Genomic DNA, 19785 nt, shown 5'->3' with positions numbered 1-19785 from the left:
CTTTTTCAGAGGGGATTTTCTATTTTTGCAAGTTTTCCTTGTATCTTTCTTTATTTATGTTGGAAGAATTTTATTTTTTAGTGTAGAATAATGTCGGTATGGAAGAACAGGTGAGAAAGGGCGTTAGGCGCAGGATGGAGACGGAAAAGCAGGATTGGTATCTCGAATACGAAATTCATAAGAACAGACCAGGTTTGCTCGGGGACGTCGCTTCCCTCCTTGGTATGTTATCCATCAATATTGTAACGATTAACGGAGTGGAGTCGCTGAACGGCAAAATTAATCGCCGTCGTGGGATGCTTGTTCAGACAGATGACGCCAAAAAAATTGAGTTGCTTGGAAGCGTACTTGAAAAAGTGGAGAACATTACGCTACGCAAATTACGGCAGCCAACTATAATTGATCGCCTTGCCGTTCGTCACGGCCGCTACATTGAACGCGATGCAGAAGATAAGAAAACATTCCGCTTTGTACGAGAAGAGATCGGGATGCTTGTCGATTTTATGGCCGAGATTTTCAAGCGGGACGGGCATCAGCTTGTTGGGGTGCGGGGCATGCCGCGCGTTGGGAAGACGGAATCAACTGTTGCAGCCTGTGTATCGGCCAACAAGCGCTGGACATTCATCTCGTCCACGCTGCTTCGCCAGACCGTGCGCAATCAGTTAACGATCGATGAGATGAGCGGCCAACATATATATATGATTGATGGGATTGTGTCGACGATGCGGAGCACAGAGAAGCATGTGACGCTGGTGCGTGAAATTCTCCGTATGCCGTATACGAAAGTCGTTGAGCATCCGGATATTTTCGTGCGTGAGACGGAATATGATCTAACGGATTTCGACTATATTATTGAACTGCGCAATCATCCAGATGAAGAAATTACGTATGAAAATATTGAGACAGGCTTTTCTGGTTTTGATATCCCGTAAGACGGGATGGGAAAAGTAGGAGGTGGATATGGTGTCTGAGCTCACACAGGTATTACAGAAAGCCAGACAGGATAAAGGAATGTCGCTGACGGACATTCAAGAAATAACGAAGATCCAGCGCCGTTATCTTGAGGCAATTGAAGCTGGTAATTTCGATGTGCTCCCAGGGCATTTTTACGCCCGAGCATTTATTAAAAATTATGCCGAAGCGGTTGGGCTTGATTCGGAGCAGCTTCTCTCTGAGTACGGTTCTGAGCTGCCAAGTCCACCCAAGGTAGAAGAGGCACCAACTCCGCTGCGTCAGTCGCGTCAGTCGCGCAAGGAAGGCAGCGATGGCAGTGGCAAGTGGATGTCGCGCATTTTGCTATGTTTATTTGCGGTTCTTGTGCTCATTGTTATCGGTGGCGCGATTAAGTGGCTGAATGGACAGAACGCTGCACCGCAGGCACCGACCCAGAAGACGCAGCCGACAACGCCAACTGCTGATAAAAGCAAGATGCCGGTGCCGCCACCGGAGAAAACAGTAACACAGAAACCAGCGACACCGGCTCCAACTCCACAGCCTGCTACAGAAGGCAAGCTGACGCCAGCTCCGAAAACCGGTTCTACGCTCAACTACGATCTGGTAGGAGCACAGACGGTTAAAGTAAAAGTCACTGTGAAAACAGGGGCGCACTGGATGTCGATAGCAAATGAGAACGGCATGCTTGATCAGGCTACACTCAAAGAAGGCGAAAGTCGGGAATTCGAAGTGAAAGACGGAAGCGAAGCACGACTTAGCATCGTTCGTGCTCGTGACGTGGACGTGCTTGTGAACGGCCAGCCCGTTGATACATCTGGAGCACGTAAGAACGGCTCGCAAAAGATTAAGATCGTACGGAAGTAGGGCGGCTTTATAACGTTTGTTTAAAAAGATGTAGTCGCCGTAAAGTGTGGGCGGGGAGCGGGAAAGAGAGAAGTGCGTCGCTGTTTTATGCACTTTTCAAAGAAGTAGATGCTGTCCGCTTCAGAAGTCCGGCAGACTCGCCCGCAAAGCGCTTCCGAAGGGAACTCTCAAGGAGCAGATTGCGGACAAAAGCACGTCTGCCAGCCTCCTTCCGCTGGGCAGGTGCATAAAAATGCTCCTTACTTTCTCTCTTCCCCGCTCCTGACACGCTTTGCTGCCCGCATTTTATACAAACTTTTAAAGCAAATGCGTTGTAGATTATAGAAGCTAGAGCGGGGCTGTTCCATCGGCACGATGGAACAGCCCTTTCTGCATTCATCCTAGAATCTGCCTTCAAAGACTAGTTAAGTGAAGTAGCCAGCATTCGTTCGGAGACGGGAAGAGAAAAACAGAGGAACGCCTTTGCGGGAGTTCTCAGCGGAAGAGGATGGGCGAACTGGCTTTTGCCCACAATTCTTCTAGGGTTGCGCTTCTTTGTTTCCTGTTTGTGGGCAAGTTTGCACATCCTCTGAAGCGGACAGGAATCGCTTCTTCGTCGAACGCAATGAAGTGACGAGTTTTTCTCTTCCCGTCTCTGCCACCGAATGCTGGCGCTTCTCTTTCTTTTGACATGTGATTTATCGGTATATTATACTTGTAGGTGGAAAAATGGACAGGTTTGTCCGTGGACGGAGGAAATACACAGTGGAAAAAACAGCAGCAGAAAAAGTCGCGATTATCACCCTTGGGTGTGAAAAAAACCTGGTCGACTCCGATATCATGTCGCAGTTGATTGATGAGCGCGGCTATGTTCTCGTCGAAGACCCCCAGGAAGCTGATGTTGTAATTGTCAACACATGCGGCTTCATTGATGCCGCCAAGGAGGAATCGGTCAATACGATTCTGGATGTAGCAGATCTGAAAGAAAGCGGCAATCTTAAATCTCTCATTGTAGCCGGTTGTTTGACTCAGCGCTATAAAGAAGTATTGATGAATGAAATGCCGGAAATTGACGGTATTGTCGGTACTGGCGATTTTGATAAAATTACGCGTATTATTGAAGAATCCCTCGAAGGCAAGAAACCAGTATTTGTCGGTAATCCGGCCTTTTCTTATGAAAATGCAGCCCGTCGGAAAGTTGAAGCTGGTACGTATTCGGCTTACCTTAAAATTGCCGAAGGGTGCGACAACAAATGCACATTCTGTATCATTCCACAGCTGCGTGGCGCATTCCGCAGCCGCACGATTGAATCCGTTGTAGCAGAAGCGAAAGAACTGGCAGCACAGGGCATTAAAGAAGTGAATTTGATTGCCCAGGATTCCACGAACTACGGATTTGATCTGTATGGCGAGCGTGTGCTGCACAAGCTCCTGCGCGAAGTATCAGAAGTGGAAGGGATTGAATGGATTCGTCTACACTACGCTTATCCAGGCTACTTTACGGACGAGTTGATTGAAGAGTTCGCCTCCAATCCGAAAGTTTGTAAATACATTGACATGCCGCTTCAGCATAGTGAAGATGCAGTATTGAAACGTATGCTCCGTCCAGGACGTCAGCGTGATATCCGCGAACTGGTTGGCAAAATTCGTACGGCGGTTCCAGATGTGGCGCTTCGCACATCGATCATCGTTGGCTTCCCAGGTGAGACAGAAGAAGAGTTTACGAATCTGAAAACATTTTTGCAAGACATTCAGTTCGATCGTCTGGGCGTGTTTACGTACTCCCAGGAAGAAGGAACAGCGGCAGCGAGACTAGCCGATCAAGTTCCAGCGGATATAATCGAACGTCGGGCGAATGAACTGATGGAAGTGCAGCGTGAGATCGCGGCAGAGCGCAACGGTCGTTTTGTCGGAAAAACGGTTCCGGTGCTGATTGAAAGCTACGATGGCAAGAACGATGTATATGTGGGACGTTCCCAGTTTGATGCGAGCGAGATTGATGGAGAAGTGTTTGTGACGGGCTATACAGGTGAGCTCGGACAGATCGTTGCCGTTCGCATTACGCACTCGTACGATTTTGATCTGGCGGGGGAGGTTGTGTAAGTGAACCTCGCAAACCGGATTACGCTCGTACGTATCTTTCTCGTTCCGGTCGTTATGCTATTTTTGCTTGTACGGTTTGAGTATCTCGGTGGCATTAAAGTCGGAAGTGTATATATTTCATACAGCGAGTGTATCGCCGCACTCATTTTCATTGTAGCGGCTATTACAGATGGGCTTGACGGCTACATTGCTCGCTCTCGCAAAATGGTTACGAATCTTGGTAAGTTTCTTGATCCACTAGCAGACAAGTTGCTCATCTCCGCTGTGTTGATCTCACTTGTTGAGTTGCAACGGCTTGATGCATGGGTGGCGGTTGTCATCATCAGCCGCGAGTTTGCGGTAACGGGTTTGCGTCTTGTGGCAGCGGCCGAAGGGCTCGTCATCGCGGCCAGTAAGCTTGGAAAGTGGAAGACGGTATTCCAGATTATTGCGGTAGCCTCACTCATCTTGCAGAATTTTCCGTTTGAGGCGTTGCACATTCCATTTTCGACCATTATGGTCTGGCTGGCTGTTATCATGACAATTGTATCCGGCGTTGAATATTTTGTGAAAAATAAACAGGTCATCCCGCTCGCGTAGCATGTAGGTTGGAGATGTCTTCTGGGAGGATTGCATCAATATGAAAGCGGAAATTATCGCGGTAGGGACAGAGCTTTTGCTCGGACAGATTGCCAATACGAATGCCCAGTTTTTATCTCAGAAGCTGGCGGAAGTTGGCGTTGGCATGTACTATCATACGGTTGTCGGCGATAATGCCGAACGACTGTACAGCGTAATTGAGCAGGCGCTTGAGCGATCTGATTTACTATTGTTTTCCGGGGGACTCGGGCCAACAAAAGATGATCTTACGAAAGAAACCGTGGCGCGTGTTGTCGCACGTCCATTGGTAGAAGATACAGGGGCTATGGCCCGAATCGAGAAGTATTTTGAGCGGCGCGGCATTCCGATGACAGAAAACAATCGCAAGCAGGCGCTTGTTGTGGAAGGAAGCCACGTGTTGCCGAATGATCATGGCATGGCGCCAGGCATGGCAATTGAGTACAACAACAAGCTCATTATCATGCTGCCAGGACCGCCGCGCGAGCTGTATCCGATGTTTACTGAATACGGGCTGCCGCACATTCTTTCCTGCATGAATGAAAATGTTGTCGTTCATTCGAAGGTGCTTCGCTTCTTTGGAATTGGGGAATCCGCTCTCGAAGAAGAGTTGATGGACTTAATTGACAGCCAGACGAACCCGACGATTGCTCCGCTGGCAGCGGATGCGGAAGTGACCATTCGCTTGACGGCCCGGGCTGCAGATGTGGCGGAAGCGGCTCGTATGATTAAAAAAGTGGAAGAACAGATCGAGAAGCGGGTCGGAGCCTATATTTATGGTTATGGTAGCGATTCACTTGCATCTGTGCTTGTGCAGGCTGTCGCGGAACGTGGGGAAACGGTAGCGTTCGCGGAAAGCGTAACCGGAGGACTCATAAGTCAGATGGTCACCTCTGTACCGGGCAGCTCGGTTGCTTTGCGTGGAAGTATTATCTGCTATACCAATCAAGTAAAGAATGATCTGCTTGGTGTACCGAATGAGGTACTTGCTTCAGAAGGTGCAGTCAGTGCAGAAGTGGCACGCATTATGGCAGATGAGGTGCGTTTGCGTTTGGGTAGTACATATGGAGTTTCTATTACAGGTGAAGCAGGACCTGTTGCAGGAGAAAACAAACCGGTCGGGCTCGTATACATTGGCGTAAGCGGTGCGGATGGCACACGGGTAATGGAAGTAAAGCTGTCTGGCACAAGGGCGGGCATTCAGACACGCGCAGCTAAACATGCTTTGTTTGCGACGCTTGAGCGAATAAAAAAGGGTGGTTGTTAAATGGCACATTTCTCTGATTTTGCGCTGCACAAAACGATTCAGCAGGCCATTCATGATATGGGCTTCGAAGAACCGTCACCGATTCAGGAACAATGCATTCCAAAGATTCTTGAAGGTGGCGATCTGATCGGACAAGCTCAGACTGGAACCGGGAAGACAGCTGCATTTGGCCTTCCGCTAATTGAAAAAATGACAAACCGCAATGTCGTGCAGGCTATCGTCCTCACACCGACACGCGAACTGGCGATTCAAGTGTCCGGTGAGTTGCGTAAAATTGCGAAGTACAAGCGGGTGCACACACTTCCGATCTACGGTGGTCAGTCCATTGGACATCAGATTCGTGCGTTAAAACAGGGTGTGCATGTTGTGATTGGCACGCCAGGCCGGGTGCTTGATCACCTGCGCCGCAAAACGTTAAAACTCGATCAAGTAAACATGCTGGTGCTTGATGAAGCAGATGAAATGCTTGATATGGGCTTCCAGGAAGATATTGAATCGATTATTAAAGAAACAGCAGCGGAGCGCCAGACACTTCTGTTCTCTGCTACGATGCCGCAGGAAATTTTGCGTCTCTCTCGCAAATATATGAGCAATCCAGAAACTGTTACGATCACGCGCAAGGAAGTGACGGCCCCAAACATTGAGCAGGTTTATTACAAAGTGTTTGAACGAAGCAAGCTCGAGAGTCTGTGCCGTATTCTTGACAGTGAAGAGATTGGCCTTGGTATTGTATTCTGTCGTACGAAGCGTGGCGTAGATGAGCTCACCGAAGCGCTTCAGGAGCGCGGCTATATGGCAAGTGGTTTGCATGGTGACTTAAGCCAGGCGCAGCGCGATAAAGTGATGCAGTCGTTCCGCGATTCTACCATTGAACTGCTTATTGCAACCGATGTAGCGGCGCGTGGCATCGATGTAGGCAATGTCTCCCACGTGGTGAACTACGACATCCCGCAGGATCCGGAAAGTTACGTGCACCGCATTGGCCGGACAGGCCGGGCTGGCCGCCATGGGATTGCGATGACACTCGTTACGCCGCGTGAGATGAAACAGTTGCGTACGATTGAGAAGGTATCGAAAACAACGTTGCAGTCGCGTACTGTCCCATCATTTGAAGAAGTAATGGAGCGTCAGCAGTCCATCTGGAAAGAGCAGCTGATCGCGCTTATGGAAGGGGAGGCGGATGTAACTCCGTACGCCGACGTTATCAAGCAATTACAGGCGGAGTATCCGGCTGAGAAAATCGCGGTTGCTGCGCTCTCACTCGCATTTTCTTCATCGGTATCGTCTGCGGAAGAAGAAGCGTATGATTTCGGGGATACGGGAGCTTCGAAAGGTATGGTCCGTTTCTTCCTTAATCTTGGTCGAACAGCGGATATTCAGCCAGGAGAGTTGAATAAGGAGATCGCTGAGCTTGTCGGTGCTTCTACCAAAGCGATTGGTCGCATTGATGTGTTTGAGAACTTCACGTTCCTTGAAGTATCACAGGAGATTGCGCCATTTGTATATGAAGCGTTGCGTCATTCCCGTCTGAGAGGGAAGCGTGTAAACATTGAACCGGCAAAGCCGCGCACAAAGCGGAATAAATGAGACTAAATAGGTCATACAAAAAAGGAAGCTGAATGAGCAGCTTCCTTTTTTTTTATTATGGCGTTATATTGTTTGTCCTGCTTCAATCGTTACCGTTTTAATCGCTTCATATGTAATCGTCAGCAGTTCGTCCAGTTCGTCTATACTCATGGCCAGTATGGGCATCAGCACAATGACAGGACCAAGTGGCCGAATGATCGCGCCATTCTGGCGGGCATGAAGAATGACCCGGTGTTCGACTCCGAGAGACGGAGGGAAAACTTCTTTTGCTGCCCGGTCACGCACCAGCTCGATTCCAATCATCATGCCGCGCTGCCGAACATCCCCTACATGAGTCAGGTCACGAAAGGCTGCAAGACGCTGCGTGAGAAATTCAATTTTTTCGGGTAACGTCTCGATCAGTCCGTCACGTTCTAGAAGCTCGATGTTTTTTAAGGCTACAGCACAGGCGAGTTGATTGCCTGTATACGTGTGGCCGTGGAAAAATGTTTTCAGCTCATGTGGCTCGCCAAGAAACGCGCTGTATACGTCATCCGTCGTGAGTGTGGCAGCAAGCGGCAGGTAGCCTGCTGTTAATCCTTTGGCTATACACATCAAATCTGGTTTTACATTTTCTTGCTCACAAGCAAACAATGTACCGGTACGTCCGAAGCCAACCGCCACTTCATCTGCGATCATTAGAACGTGATAGCGGGTGCAAAGTTCACGCACACCATGCAAAAACCCATCTGGAGCCGTCAACATACCGGCTGCCCCCTGTACAAGCGGCTCGATAATCAGCCCGGCGATTTCTTCATGATGCTCGCGCAGAATTGCTTCGAGTTCGGTTAAGCAATGAACTTTGCATGTTTCTGGGTCATTGTCTGCTGTCATGCGATAGGTGTAGGGAGCAGGCATCTCGATGCGTTCGAACAACAGCGGCTTAAAAATCGTATGGAAGGTGTCCATTCCACCTACGCTAACCGAACCGATTGTATCCCCATGGTACGCTTCGCGTAAGGAAATAAACTTATTTTTGTCCGCATACCGTTCCGCGTCTTTTAGCTTCCAATACTGGTAAGCCATTTTTAGTGCGATTTCTACCGAAGTAGAGCCAGAATCCGAATAAAATACTTTGTCTAGTCCAGCCGGTGTTAGCTCCACCAGTTTCTTGGCAAGTAGAATCGAAGGAACATTCGCGGCTCCAAGTAAAGTAGAATGCGCGATGTGTGCGGCCTGATCTGTGAGAGCTTGATTCAACTCGGGATGATTGTGGCCATGAACATTCACCCAGAGTGATGAATACCCATCTAAATAGCGGTTTCCTTCTATATCATACAGATAACTGCCGTTGCCACGTTCAATAATAAGCGGGCGTTCCTGCCGGTATGTTTTCATCTGGGTAAACGGATGCCAGACATAGTCCTTATCCCATTTATCTAGTTCAGCGAATGTGTATGTCATAGTACGCTCCTTATTCCGCTTTTATTTTCTGAAGAATCGTTTCAATCTTGATGTGTCGTGTAAGATCTGACCATGCCTGTCGAACACCAAATGGACTCGCATCTGTTAGTTCAGGAATGATTCCGAGTACAGGAATGCCGGTTAGTTTTTCGATCATTCGTATGTTATCTTGTTGCATGATCGTTGGCACATCGGGCATCCGATTGATTAGAAGCCCAATGATCGTAAGCTGATGAGAGCGGGCATATTCAACGGTTAGTACCGTATGATTAATCGTGCCAAGTCCTGCATGCGTAACGAGCAGAAGCGGAAGGCGTAGCTCGCGAACGAGATCAATCGTCATGTACAATCCGCTGTCGGTCTCTGCAATCGGTACAGCGAGTCCCCCTGCTCCTTCGACGAGTACAACATCATGTGAGCGGGTAAGCTGATGGAATTGTGCGCGTATGCGAGCAGGATCGATGTGCACACCGGTTTCTCGCGCTGCCAGATGAGGGGAGAAGGCCGGTTCGAGGCAATAGCTACATAGTTGTGATTGGGTGTGCGGCAGGTCACAAACATCTTGGTAAAATAGAACATCTTCTGCAAGTAAGCCAGCCCCCGTCGCAATGCCCCCGCTCTGTACTGGTTTATAAGGGATCGCATTTATCCCTGATTCAGTCAATAGGGCAGTCAGACAGGCAGTGGCGAGTGTTTTGCCGACTCCGGTATCGGTTCCGGTAATGAATAAGCCGTGTGTACTCATGCTTGCATCGTTCCTTTCATTCGTGCCCGAAACGGGGCGAGCTGACGATGCACCCGGGCGGCGATAACCGAAGCGAACAGGCAAAGGATAATGTCTCCCGGAACGGCTAACACGAAACCGTACTTGAATGTTTGCCAGAGAGTAAAAGGAGTGTTCGAGATAAAATTCATGGCTACATACAGATAGGAAGTACCGGCTAGATATACGAGAGCAAGGCCGGTAAAATGAGCCAGCATAAAATCACGCAGACGCGGTGCAGGTTTTGCCTCGATCATGCGCCCGATAATGTAGGCGGCACATGCAAATCCAATGAGATAGCCAAACGTAGGCTTGAGTATGTAGCCAATGCCACCGCCTTCTGTGAATACAGGAACTCCTGCTAGGCCAATTGCTATGTATACAAGCTGGCTTATAAATCCAAGCCGGCTTCCGAGTAAAGAGCCTGCAAAATAGACGAATAGAACTTGTAGCGTAAATGGGACGACTGGTACAGGTACTTTGATGAAAGCACCTACAGCTGTGAGTGCGGCAAACATCGCGGCCAGTACCATTCCGGTAGCCGGAAGAGTCGAACGGGTAGTCAAGTCAATTGCCTCCTTTTCAAGTAAATTCTTTTTTAGCATAAAAATCACCGATCCTTTTGTCAACTTAAAAATAAAATTAGTTAACATTTAAATGGTAAAAAATTCAAATTTTCTGCAATAAGCGAATAAATGTTCGTGAAAAAAGCTTGGCAACTGGGTAGAAAAGAGGTAAAATGAGAGTACATCAGTTGGTTAATTAATATGATATTGATATAGAGGAAGGAGCGATTGCTTTGTCCGATCGCAAGGCGGCACTTGATCAGGCACTTCGTCAGATCGAGAAACAATTTGGTAAAGGTTCTGTTATGAAATTAGGGGAGGTCGCTGCAAGCCATCAGGTATCTGTTGTATCGAGCGGCTCTATCGCTCTTGATATTGCATTAGGGATTGGCGGTTATCCGCGTGGCCGTATTATTGAGATTTATGGTCCGGAATCATCTGGTAAGACGACAGTAGCGTTGCATGCAATCGCAGAAGTACAGAAAACGGGCGGCACAGCTGCGTTTATTGATGCAGAACATGCGTTGGATCCGATATATGCAAGTAAGCTCGGTGTTAACATCGATGAACTTCTTTTGTCCCAGCCAGACACAGGGGAGCAGGCGCTTGAGATTGCGGAAGCACTCGTTCGCTCTGGTGCAGTCGATATTATTGTGGTCGACTCGGTAGCTGCGCTCGTTCCAAAAGCAGAAATCGAGGGCGATATGGGAGATTCTCACGTCGGTTTACAGGCGCGTCTGATGTCACAGGCGCTTCGCAAACTTGCTGGTGCGATTAACAAGTCCAAAACAATTGCGGTCTTCATCAACCAGCTTCGTGAAAAAGTTGGCGTGATGTTTGGTAATCCGGAGACAACACCGGGTGGACGTGCCTTGAAATTCTATTCGAGTGTGCGCCTCGATGTGCGCCGTGTAGAGACGTTAAAGCAGGGAAATGACATGGTCGGTAACCGCACGAAAATTAAAGTTGTAAAAAATAAAGTGGCGCCGCCGTTTAAAATCGGCGAAGTAGACATTATGTACGGAGAAGGGATCTCCCGAGAAGGCAGTCTGCTTGATATCGGTACAGAGCTTGATATTGTGAATAAGAGTGGTGCCTGGTATTCGTATAATGAAGAGCGTCTCGGACAGGGACGTGAGAATTCGAAACAGTTCTTGAAAGAGAACCCGGACATTGCGCATTCGATCGAGATAAAGATTCGAGATCATTATGCGCTCGATCAGGAGGCCGTTGTGCCTCCGGCTGATCAGGATCGTGAAGATGAAGCGTTTTCGCTTGATCTCGAATAAAAAGCTGTATCAGAGAAGCTGCCTGTTCATCGGGCGGCTTTTTGTTTGACATCAGACCGGGAGGAGGCCGAAGAGAATGGAGGAGCCAGAGCATCTGGAGCAGGAAGAAGTGCAGCATAATCCAGGCCGCATTACGCGATTGGAGCGGCAGAAGCGAAATAAGCAGCGCATCAATGTGTACATCAATGAAGAGTACGCCTTTGCGCTCCATGAAGATGTACTGATTAAATATCGGCTTACAAAAGGAGCTGAGCTCGATGAAGAGGATATGCGAGAGTTGCTTGAGGCAGAAGAACGCAGCCGTGCCGAACAGTATGCGCTGTGCTACGTCGGGCTTAGACCCCGTACGATGGAAGAGATGCGGCTGTATTTACTCGGCAAAGGATTTCCTGATGATGTAGCAGTTGAGATCGTGGGGCGATTTGTCGAGCGGAAGTATCTCGATGACGGGTTGTATGCCAGGCAATGGATTGAGGAGCGTATGCGCCTGAAACCGCGTGGGCGTCACCTGCTTCAGCAGGAATTGCAGCATAAAGGAGTGGACAAGCGTCTGATCGAAGAGGCGCTGAATGAGCTTGACCGTGATGAGGAATACGAAGCCTGCCTCACATGTGCCAGGAAGAAAAACGCCCGCCGTACGTTTGCATCGTATGCCGAGATGAGGAACAAAACCGGTCCATTTTTGCAGCGCAAAGGATTTCCACTGGATACGATTAATCGGGTGCTCCACTGTCTCTACGAGGAAAAAGATGGTTTATAAAGTATGGGGATCCCTGCCCAATCTTGACATTCTTGCGTCATGATGGCAAAATAAAAATGTATATTTGCTTTAAGGGTGAATATGCATCTGATTGCAATAAGGTTTTATGAAACACACAGAAGCCGTGTGAACGGTTTCGTTTTTACTGAACCTTGTAATGTAAAAAGTACACAATTGAAACAAGACCTCAGATGCAAGGAGGTGACAGAAAAAATGACAATAGAAATTGTAATTCTTATCGCACTTGCATCTCTGGCGGTCGGAGCGGGAATTGGTTACGTTGTTCGTAAATCGTTAGCCGAAGCAAAAATTTCGAGCGCTGAACAGGCTGCTCGTCAGATCGTAGAGAATGCCGAGAAGGAAGCAGAAGCACTTCGTAAAGAGAAAGTGCTCGAAGCGAAAGACGAAGTCCATAAGCTACGAACCGATGCTGAGAAAGAGCTGCGTGAACGCCGGAATGAGAGTCAGCGTCAGGAGAAACGCCTTCTCCAGAAAGAAGAGTCTCTCGACCGGAAGATGGAGCAGTACGAGCGTAAGGAAGTAGAACTCGAGCGCCGTGAACAATCCATCAACCAGATGCATGTGAAAGCCGAAGAGCTTCTCACATCTCAGGTTACCGAACTAGAGCGCATCTCGAATTTGACACAGGAAGAAGCGCGTGAGATTATTCTTCAACAGGTGGAAGCCGAAGTACGGCATGAAGCCGCAATGCTTGCGAAAGAAATTGAACAGCGAGCAAAAGAAGAGGCAGACAAGAAAGCGCGTGAGATTATTACGACGGCAATCCAGCGCTGTGCTGCCGATCATGTGGCGGAAACGACTGTTTCCGTTGTCTCCCTGCCAAATGATGAGATGAAAGGCCGGATTATTGGTCGAGAAGGCCGCAACATTCGGGCGCTTGAAACTCTGACTGGTATCGACTTAATCATTGATGATACACCGGAAGCGGTTATTTTGTCCGGTTTTGATCCCGTTCGTCGCGAAATTGCACGAACCGCGCTGGAGAAGCTGGTGGCGGATGGACGTATTCATCCGGCCCGTATTGAGGAAATGGTGGAAAAAGCGCGCCGTGAAGTGGATGAACGCATCCGCGAATACGGTGAGCAAGCTACCTTTGAGACCGGAATTCATGGTCTGCACCCTGATCTGATTAAGATTCTGGGTCGACTTAAATTCCGCACAAGCTATGGACAGAACGTGCTTAAGCATTCCATGGAAGTCGCACATCTGTGCGGGTTGATGGCAGCTGAGCTTGGAGAAGACCAGATGCTTGCCAAGCGTGCAGGTCTCCTGCATGACATCGGCAAGGCGATCGATCATGAAGTAGAAGGTTCCCATGTTGAGATTGGGGTAGAATTAGCGAAGAAATACAAAGAGCATCCGGTTGTAATTAACAGTATTGCCTCTCATCATGGCGACTGTGAACCGACATCTGTAATTGCGATGCTCGTAGCGGCAGCAGATGCATTGTCCGCTGCACGTCCGGGTGCACGCCGTGAAACACTAGAGACGTATATTCGCCGTCTGGAAAAACTCGAAGAAATTTCCGAGTCATTCGACGGAGTGGAGAAATCGTACGCGATTCAGGCGGGCCGTGAAGTACGCATTATGGTAAAACCGGAACATGTTGATGATCTTGAAGCCCATAGACTGGCACGGGACATCACCAAAAAAATCGAAAACGAGCTTGATTACCCGGGACATATTAAAGTAACCGTCATTCGGGAAACACGAGCAGTTGAATATGCGAAATAAAAACGAAGGGGATTTCCGTACTAGTATGCGGAAGTCCCCTTCATTTTTTTCCTCTAGACCCGTGATCGGTAAGAAGAATGGAATGATTTTTACATGCTATGAATAAAGTAGTGATGGTAATGATCAATCGATCCAAGGAGGTCACAAGATGGAAGTCTTAAAAGTTTCAGCAAAATCGAACCCGAACTCCGTTGCTGGTGCTTTGGCAGGCGTTCTTCGGGAACGTGGGGCTGCGGAATTGCAGGCTATTGGCGCCGGAGCACTTAATCAGGCAATTAAAGCTGTCGCAATCGCACGAGGATTTGTAGCGCCGAGCGGTGTTGATTTAATCTGCATTCCAGCTTTTACGGATATTATGATAGAAGGGGAAGAACGGACCGCAATCAAACTGATTGTTGAACCTAGATAACAGAGGTTTGGAACATATTTTTTAGAAAAGAACGCCTTTTTATTCGAAAAGAATAAAAAGGCGTTCTTCTATTCTGCCATTCTTTTTGCTGTTTTATTGTCAAAAATCATGTGTTTCAAAAACAAATCCAAGATAAAAATGTAAAGAAATCGTCAAAAAACATAGGGGGATTTGATTATAAAGCGAGGCGATTGCGTACACAATAAAATAGAATGTACTAAAACAGGGTAAGAACTTGTTATACAACAATGATAAATGCTGGTGTGGCAAGGGGAGAAGAAAAAAAACGGCCTTTTATTTAACTTACATGTGAATGTGGAATTTCTGAAAGAAAAATTAACGTAAGGGTTGAAATTTACTACGTAGAGGACTACAATGAGGAAAGTTTGAAGTACACAATTTGTTCATATTTTTAAATAGATACATATAGTTCGTGACCTATTTGATTGGAAGAGGGCTCAACACTGTAGTGTATCTGTTTAAAAGTTGATACACTTTTCAGCTGAAAAGAGCGAGCAATCTATCGTCTTGAAGGGGTGGAGTTCATGATTAGTCAACTTTCTTGGAAAGTTGGAGGACAACAAGGTGAAGGGATTGACAGTACGGGTGAGATTTTCGCAATCGCACTAAACCGTCTGGGTTATTATCTGTATGGATATCGTCATTTCTCTTCTCGTATTAAAGGTGGACATACGAATAATAAAATTCGTGTAAGCACAAAACCAGCACAAGGTATTGCAGATTCTCTCGACATCCTTGTAGCGTTTGACCAGGAAACAATTGATGTAAACAGCCCGGAGCTGGGCAAAGGCGGCGTGATTATCGCAGATGCAAAATTCGGCCCGAAAGCGCCGGAAGGATCACCTGCACGTCTGTTCGCGGTTCCGTTCACAGAAATTGCAGAAGAGCTGGGAACATCTCTTATGAAAAACATGGTAGCGATTGGCGCATCTACTGCACTGCTCGGCCTGCCAGTTGAATCATTCAAAAACGTAGTAGAAGAAATCTTTGGCAAGAAAGGCGCCAAAGTCGTTGAGAAAAATATGGAAGCCATCGCTCGCGGGGCTGAATTCGTAGATAAAGAAGCAGGTGGCCCGATTGAAGAGCTGCGCTTAGAGCCGGCAGACGGCAAACAGCGCCTGTTCATGATCGGTAACGATGCAATCGCAATGGGTGCACTTGCTGGGGGTTGTCGCTTCATGCCAGCATACCCGATCACACCGGCTTCTGAAGTTATGGAATACCTTGTTAAGAAGCTGCCAGAGTTTGGCGGTACAGTTATCCAGACAGAAGATGAGATTGCTGCGGTAACGATGGCAATCGGTGGTAACTACGCTGGTGTTCGTACACTGACAGCATCCGCAGGTCCTGGTCTGTCTCTCATGGCAGAAGCAATTGGTCTTGCAGGTATTACAGAAACACCGATCGTTATCGTAAATACGCAACGTGGTGGCCCATCTACAGGTATGCCAACGAAGCAGGAACAATCTGATGTGAACGCAATGATCTACAATACACACGGTGAGATTCCAAAAGTCGTGCTCGCACCAAGTACAGCAGAAGAAGCGTTCTACGATGCAGTGGAAGCATTCAACATTGCAGAAGAATATCAAGTTCCAGTTATTTTGCTGACAGACCTGCAACTTTCGCTTGGTAAACAGTCTGTTGAACCGCTTGATATGAACCGTGTACAAATTCGTCGCGGTAAATTCATGGGCGGACAAGAACTTCCAGAAACAGATGTTGAAATGTTCAAGCGTTATGAAGTAACAGAAGACGGCGTATCACCGCGCGTTATTCCAGGACAAAAATACGGCATTCACCATGTAACAGGCGTAGAGCATACAGAAACAGGCCGTCCGACGGAAGATCCAATCGTCCGTACAAAACAAATGGACAAACGTTTCCGTAAACTCGATAACCTGAAAGTGGATACTCCGGTTTGGAAGGAAGCTGCTCATGAAGAAGCGGATGTGCTCGTAGTCGGTATGGGTGGTATACGCGGCACGATTACTGAAGCAAAAGAGCGTCTTGAAGCTGATGGCAAAAAAGTGAATCAGGCTCACGTTCGTCTGATCCATCCGTTCCCGGCTCAAGAAATGAAGGAACTGATGGAAAAAGCGAAAAAAGTTATCGTCATTGAGCATAATGCAACTGGCCAACTGACTGATCAGGTCAAGCTGCATGTAGGAATGGCAGAGAAAATCGAAAGCATTCTGAAATACGACGGTAACCCATTCTTGCCTGGTGAGATCTATAATAAATGCAAGGAGCTGTTCTAATATGGCAACGTTTAAAGACTTCCGCAATAGCGTAAAACCGAACTGGTGCCCGGGGTGTGGAGACTTCTCCGTGCAGGCAGCGATTCAGCGTGCTGCTGCGAGTGTAGGTCTAGAGCCTGAGAACCTTGCTGTTATTTCTGGTATCGGTTGTTCAGGACGTATTTCCGGCTACATCAATGCATACGGTGTGCACGGTATACATGGCCGTTCCCTTCCGATTGCACAGGGTGTTAAAATGGCAAATCGCGAACTGACTGTTATCGCATCCGGTGGGGACGGTGATGGCTTCGCGATCGGTATGAGCCACACTATCCATGCAATTCGCCGTAACATGAACATTACGTACATCGTTATGGATAACCATATTTACGGTCTGACAAAAGGCCAGACATCTCCTCGTTCTGAAGAAGGATTTGTTACGAAGTCTACGCCAAAAGGTTCTATTGAGCGTCCGATGCATGCACTTGAGCTGGCAATGGCAGCTGGTGCTACATTCGTTGGGCAAACATTGTCGAGCGACCTTAAAGGCATGACTAGCTTGATTGAGCAAGCGATTCAGCACGAAGGTTTCTCTCTCGTTAACGTATTCAGTCCTTGTGTAACATTCAATAAAGTAAACACATACGATTGGTTCAAGGATCATGTGAAAAACCTGAGCGACGTTGAAGGCTACGATGCGCATGACCGCATTGCGGCAATGCGTATCCTGATGGAAACAGAGGGTCTCGTAAATGGCCTGATCTATCAGAACACTGAGCGTAAGCCATATGAAGCACTTGTACCAGGCTTCCGTGAAGAAGGTCTTGTGAAACAGGATCTGACTATTACAGAAGATCGTTTCCAGAAGCTTATGGCTGAATTTATGTAAGAAAACAACAACACCGATTCCTCGTTTTGAGGGATCGGTGTTTTTTGCTATCATAAAGAAGAAACGGTTTGAAAGGAGGATCAATATGAAGCTGACTGTTCTGGGCTATCAATCTCCTGCACCCGGTCCGAATGGAGCAACAGCAGGGTATTTGCTTGATACGGGGAGTGGCAAGCTGCTTATCGATTGTGGGAGTGGCGTTTATGCTAAACTTATGAACTACATACGAATAGAAGAACTGGATGCTGTTCTGCTTTCTCATTATCATCATGATCATGTATGTGATGTACCAATTGTGCAATATGGTGTGCTGATGGCATCGGTTATGGGTAGAGAAAACCGGGTGCTTCCCGTATACGGACCAGCTGAGCCGAAATCTTGGGCCGAGAAAATGACCTACCAGCACTATACCCGTCTGCATGAGGTTAGGCAGGGACAGACGATTCGTATGGCAGGTGTGGATATTACCTTTTACCAGACTGCACATCCACCACTTTGTCATGCGATGCATATAACCGACGGCACACATACGATTGTATATGGAGCTGACTCCGGACCGGATACGAACTGGGAGTTTGCCCATGGCTGTGATCTGTTTATTTGTGAAGGAACGTTTACGAGTGATCGTGTACCGACAGGCAAACGCAGCCATCTATCGGCGCGGGAAGCTGCTATAGTGGCTGCGCAGATCAAGGCCAAACGGCTATTGATTACGCACCAGTCGCCTGATATGGAACGGGAGCAATATAGACAGGATGCGGCATCTGGCGGATATAGCGGCGTCTGGGAACTAGCTCAGATTGGACAGGTGATTGAACTATGAAACAGAAGGTAGAGGAGAGGCGGGAGCGTCTGCCCCGCATTACAGAGATGGCGCATCAACTACTTGTGGGGCGTGTGCGATCAGGAGATACGGTTGTGGATGCGACAGCAGGGAACGGGCATGATACGCTGTTTTTAGCGCAACTGGTTGGAGAGAATGGCCTCGTACATGCCTATGATGTACAGGAGCAAGCATTAGCTGCTACAGCAGAAAGGCTTGCCAATGCGGGGGTAGAAGAGAGGGTGCAGCTGCATCATGCTTCCCATACTGAGATAGCTCAGATTAAGGAGGAAATACAGGCTGCTGTGTTTAATCTCGGCTATCTGCCAGGCTCGGACAAGACCATGATTACACAGGCAAAATCTACCCTTGAAGCGGTACAGGCTGCGCGTGAGAAGCTTGCGTGCGGTGGAATGATTGTACTTGTCATTTATCGCGGACACGAAGGAGGCGAGGAGGAAGCGGCACAGATTGAGGCGTATGCACAGTCCTTGCCGATCGCTGAGTATCTTGTTCTACGCTATGATTACATTAATCTGGACAATCGTCCGCCTTATGTCATTGTCATCGAAAAAAAATAACGGAGCAAAGAGGGATACGCATGCGTATCCCTCATGTATTTTATGCCCGGTTGCCTGGTAGACCAGCCTTCTGCTGAAAAGGAACCTTTACATTTTTAAACCCGGCATTGCGTGGTGTGTCCTGGTTTTTCTGCGTGTGAGCTTCACGAGCGCGCGGTTTTCCTGACGGTTTGTATAGCTCAGTTGCAAATTCAGCACGGGCAAAGTCGCGTTTGTTCCTGAATAGGTCATGATTATTGGTCATTACTTACGGTCACCTCCAGGTTTTTTCGGGGCGTACATGTAGTATATCCGCCACGTACTGCAGTATTGGTGTTAATATTTTCAACGATTGGTTATTGACCAAACCCCCAAAAGCCATCATACTGAAGTAATATAAAATAATTTTTTATCCAGTTTCTGTTGAAAAATTAGGAAATAATAGGTATAATCTCCTAGTGAACGGTATGATGCCTTTTCAACAGACACTGAGCGGTTTGTATGATGATATAAATTAGGCGGAGAATGAGGAGGAAAATGAATGAGCAAGCGAGTTATGATTGTTGATGATGCATCGTTCATGCGAATGATGATTAAAGGATTTCTTACAAAGCATGGATATACAGTAGCAGAAGAAGCAGCGAATGGTCTGGAAGCAGTTGAGAAATACAAGCAGGTTAACCCTGATCTGGTCACAATGGATATTACAATGCCAGAGATGGATGGAATCGAAGCCGTAAAAGGAATTCGAGCACTGGACCCGAATGCTAAAATTATTATGTGTTCTGCTATGGGGCAGCAAAACATGGTCGTACAGGCTATTCAGGCTGGTGCGCGTGACTTTATCGTAAAGCCGTTCCAGGAAGATCGCGTTATTGAAGCAATCAAAAAAGTGCTTGGATAGCAAGTTGTAAAG

Annotated in this window: 20 protein-coding genes; 15 read left to right on the top strand and 5 right to left on the bottom strand. The window is 47.7% G+C overall.

Annotated elements, in window-relative coordinates; all coding sequences use genetic code 11:
- The first annotated feature begins 134 nt into the window (after positions 1 to 134).
- Together CB4_RS14835 and CB4_RS14830 are read left to right on the top strand one after the other, a co-directional pair.
- Entirely contained in the window at positions 135 to 932 is a 798-nt protein-coding gene (locus CB4_RS14835) for a DUF3388 domain-containing protein (RefSeq protein WP_096466532.1), read from the top strand.
- Positions 933 to 960: 28 nt separating this feature from the next.
- Positions 961 to 1818 carry a helix-turn-helix domain-containing protein gene (locus CB4_RS14830; protein WP_110546205.1) on the top strand — a complete coding sequence of 286 codons (858 nt, stop codon included), beginning with the start codon at positions 961 to 963 and terminating at the stop codon, positions 1816 to 1818.
- 85 nt (positions 1819 to 1903) lie between these two features.
- Here CB4_RS14830 and CB4_RS14825 read toward each other — a convergent pair whose 3' ends face one another.
- Positions 1904 to 2197, bottom strand: a complete 294-nt coding sequence (locus CB4_RS14825) for a hypothetical protein (RefSeq protein ID WP_096466531.1) — start codon at positions 2195 to 2197, stop codon at positions 1904 to 1906.
- 329 nt (positions 2198 to 2526) lie between these two features.
- On the opposite strand from CB4_RS14825, the gene rimO reads away from it, so the two are divergent.
- Genes rimO through CB4_RS14805 form a run of 4 tightly spaced genes read left to right on the top strand, consistent with a single transcriptional unit; the run spans position 2527 to position 7351 of the window.
- The gene (rimO, locus tag CB4_RS14820) at positions 2527 to 3900 is read left to right on the top strand and encodes a 30S ribosomal protein S12 methylthiotransferase RimO (RefSeq protein ID WP_096466530.1); all 1374 of its coding nucleotides are present in this window, start codon (positions 2527 to 2529) and stop codon (positions 3898 to 3900) included.
- Positions 3901 to 4479 carry a CDP-diacylglycerol--glycerol-3-phosphate 3-phosphatidyltransferase gene (gene pgsA / locus CB4_RS14815; RefSeq protein WP_096466529.1) on the top strand — a complete coding sequence of 193 codons (579 nt, stop codon included), beginning with the start codon at positions 3901 to 3903 and terminating at the stop codon, positions 4477 to 4479. It abuts the gene before it with no gap.
- 40 nt (positions 4480 to 4519) lie between these two features.
- On the top strand, positions 4520 to 5764 hold the full coding sequence (locus tag CB4_RS14810) for a competence/damage-inducible protein A (protein ID WP_096466528.1): 1245 nt from the start codon (positions 4520 to 4522) through the stop codon (positions 5762 to 5764).
- Entirely contained in the window at positions 5765 to 7351 is a 1587-nt protein-coding gene (locus CB4_RS14805; RefSeq protein ID WP_096466527.1) for a DEAD/DEAH box helicase, read from the top strand.
- Between the two features lie 63 nt (positions 7352 to 7414).
- On the opposite strand, the gene bioA is transcribed toward CB4_RS14805, so the two are convergent.
- From bioA to CB4_RS14790, 3 genes are read right to left on the bottom strand one after another with little or no spacing between them, the layout of a single operon-like run.
- Positions 7415 to 8794: an adenosylmethionine--8-amino-7-oxononanoate transaminase gene (gene bioA / locus CB4_RS14800; RefSeq protein WP_096466526.1), complete on the bottom strand. Its 1380-nt coding sequence runs from the start codon at positions 8792 to 8794 to the stop codon at positions 7415 to 7417.
- Between the two features lie 10 nt (positions 8795 to 8804).
- The gene (bioD, locus tag CB4_RS14795) at positions 8805 to 9539 is read right to left on the bottom strand and encodes a dethiobiotin synthase (RefSeq protein WP_096466525.1); all 735 of its coding nucleotides are present in this window, start codon (positions 9537 to 9539) and stop codon (positions 8805 to 8807) included.
- Positions 9536 to 10090: a biotin transporter BioY gene (locus CB4_RS14790; RefSeq protein WP_096467767.1), complete on the bottom strand. Its 555-nt coding sequence runs from the start codon at positions 10088 to 10090 to the stop codon at positions 9536 to 9538. The genes bioD and CB4_RS14790 overlap by 4 nt, the downstream gene beginning before the upstream one ends.
- A 266-nt stretch (positions 10091 to 10356) precedes the next feature.
- Here CB4_RS14790 and recA point away from each other — a divergent pair, with 266 nt between their 5' ends.
- From recA to CB4_RS14750, 8 genes are all read left to right on the top strand, one after another.
- On the top strand, positions 10357 to 11412 hold the full coding sequence (gene recA / locus CB4_RS14785; RefSeq protein WP_096466524.1) for a recombinase RecA: 1056 nt from the start codon (positions 10357 to 10359) through the stop codon (positions 11410 to 11412).
- Between the two features lie 76 nt (positions 11413 to 11488).
- Complete coding sequence (locus CB4_RS14780; protein WP_096466523.1) at positions 11489 to 12172, top strand: RecX family transcriptional regulator; 684 nt, start codon at positions 11489 to 11491, stop codon at positions 12170 to 12172.
- 213 nt (positions 12173 to 12385) lie between these two features.
- Positions 12386 to 13927 (top strand): ribonuclease Y, encoded by a 1542-nt coding sequence (gene rny, locus CB4_RS14775; RefSeq protein ID WP_096466522.1) that lies wholly within the window; start codon positions 12386 to 12388, stop codon positions 13925 to 13927.
- 148 nt (positions 13928 to 14075) lie between these two features.
- Entirely contained in the window at positions 14076 to 14336 is a 261-nt protein-coding gene (locus CB4_RS14770; RefSeq protein ID WP_057899231.1) for a stage V sporulation protein S, read from the top strand.
- Between the two features lie 545 nt (positions 14337 to 14881).
- The gene (locus CB4_RS14765) at positions 14882 to 16618 is read left to right on the top strand and encodes a 2-oxoacid:acceptor oxidoreductase subunit alpha (protein ID WP_096466521.1); all 1737 of its coding nucleotides are present in this window, start codon (positions 14882 to 14884) and stop codon (positions 16616 to 16618) included.
- Between the two features lies 1 nt (position 16619).
- Positions 16620 to 17486: a 2-oxoacid:ferredoxin oxidoreductase subunit beta gene (locus tag CB4_RS14760; protein WP_096466520.1), complete on the top strand. Its 867-nt coding sequence runs from the start codon at positions 16620 to 16622 to the stop codon at positions 17484 to 17486.
- An 85-nt stretch (positions 17487 to 17571) separates the two neighbouring features.
- Complete coding sequence (locus tag CB4_RS14755; RefSeq protein ID WP_096466519.1) at positions 17572 to 18309, top strand: MBL fold metallo-hydrolase; 738 nt, start codon at positions 17572 to 17574, stop codon at positions 18307 to 18309.
- On the top strand, positions 18306 to 18890 hold the full coding sequence (locus CB4_RS14750; RefSeq protein ID WP_231956029.1) for a tRNA 5-(aminomethyl)-2-thiouridylate-methyltransferase MnmM: 585 nt from the start codon (positions 18306 to 18308) through the stop codon (positions 18888 to 18890). The genes CB4_RS14755 and CB4_RS14750 overlap by 4 nt, the downstream gene beginning before the upstream one ends.
- 40 nt (positions 18891 to 18930) lie before the next feature.
- On the opposite strand, the gene CB4_RS14745 is transcribed toward CB4_RS14750, so the two are convergent.
- Positions 18931 to 19134 carry a hypothetical protein gene (locus CB4_RS14745; RefSeq protein ID WP_096466518.1) on the bottom strand — a complete coding sequence of 68 codons (204 nt, stop codon included), beginning with the start codon at positions 19132 to 19134 and terminating at the stop codon, positions 18931 to 18933.
- Positions 19135 to 19410: 276 nt separating this feature from the next.
- On the opposite strand from CB4_RS14745, the gene CB4_RS14740 reads away from it, so the two are divergent.
- Complete coding sequence (locus CB4_RS14740; protein WP_096466517.1) at positions 19411 to 19773, top strand: response regulator; 363 nt, start codon at positions 19411 to 19413, stop codon at positions 19771 to 19773.
- Positions 19774 to 19785: the final 12 nt, after the last annotated feature.

Origin of the sequence: Aneurinibacillus soli (assembly GCF_002355375.1) — a bacterium.
In the GTDB taxonomy this organism is placed as follows: domain Bacteria; phylum Bacillota; class Bacilli; order Aneurinibacillales; family Aneurinibacillaceae; genus Aneurinibacillus; species Aneurinibacillus soli.
This window is presented reverse-complemented; position numbering and strand designations above follow the sequence as displayed.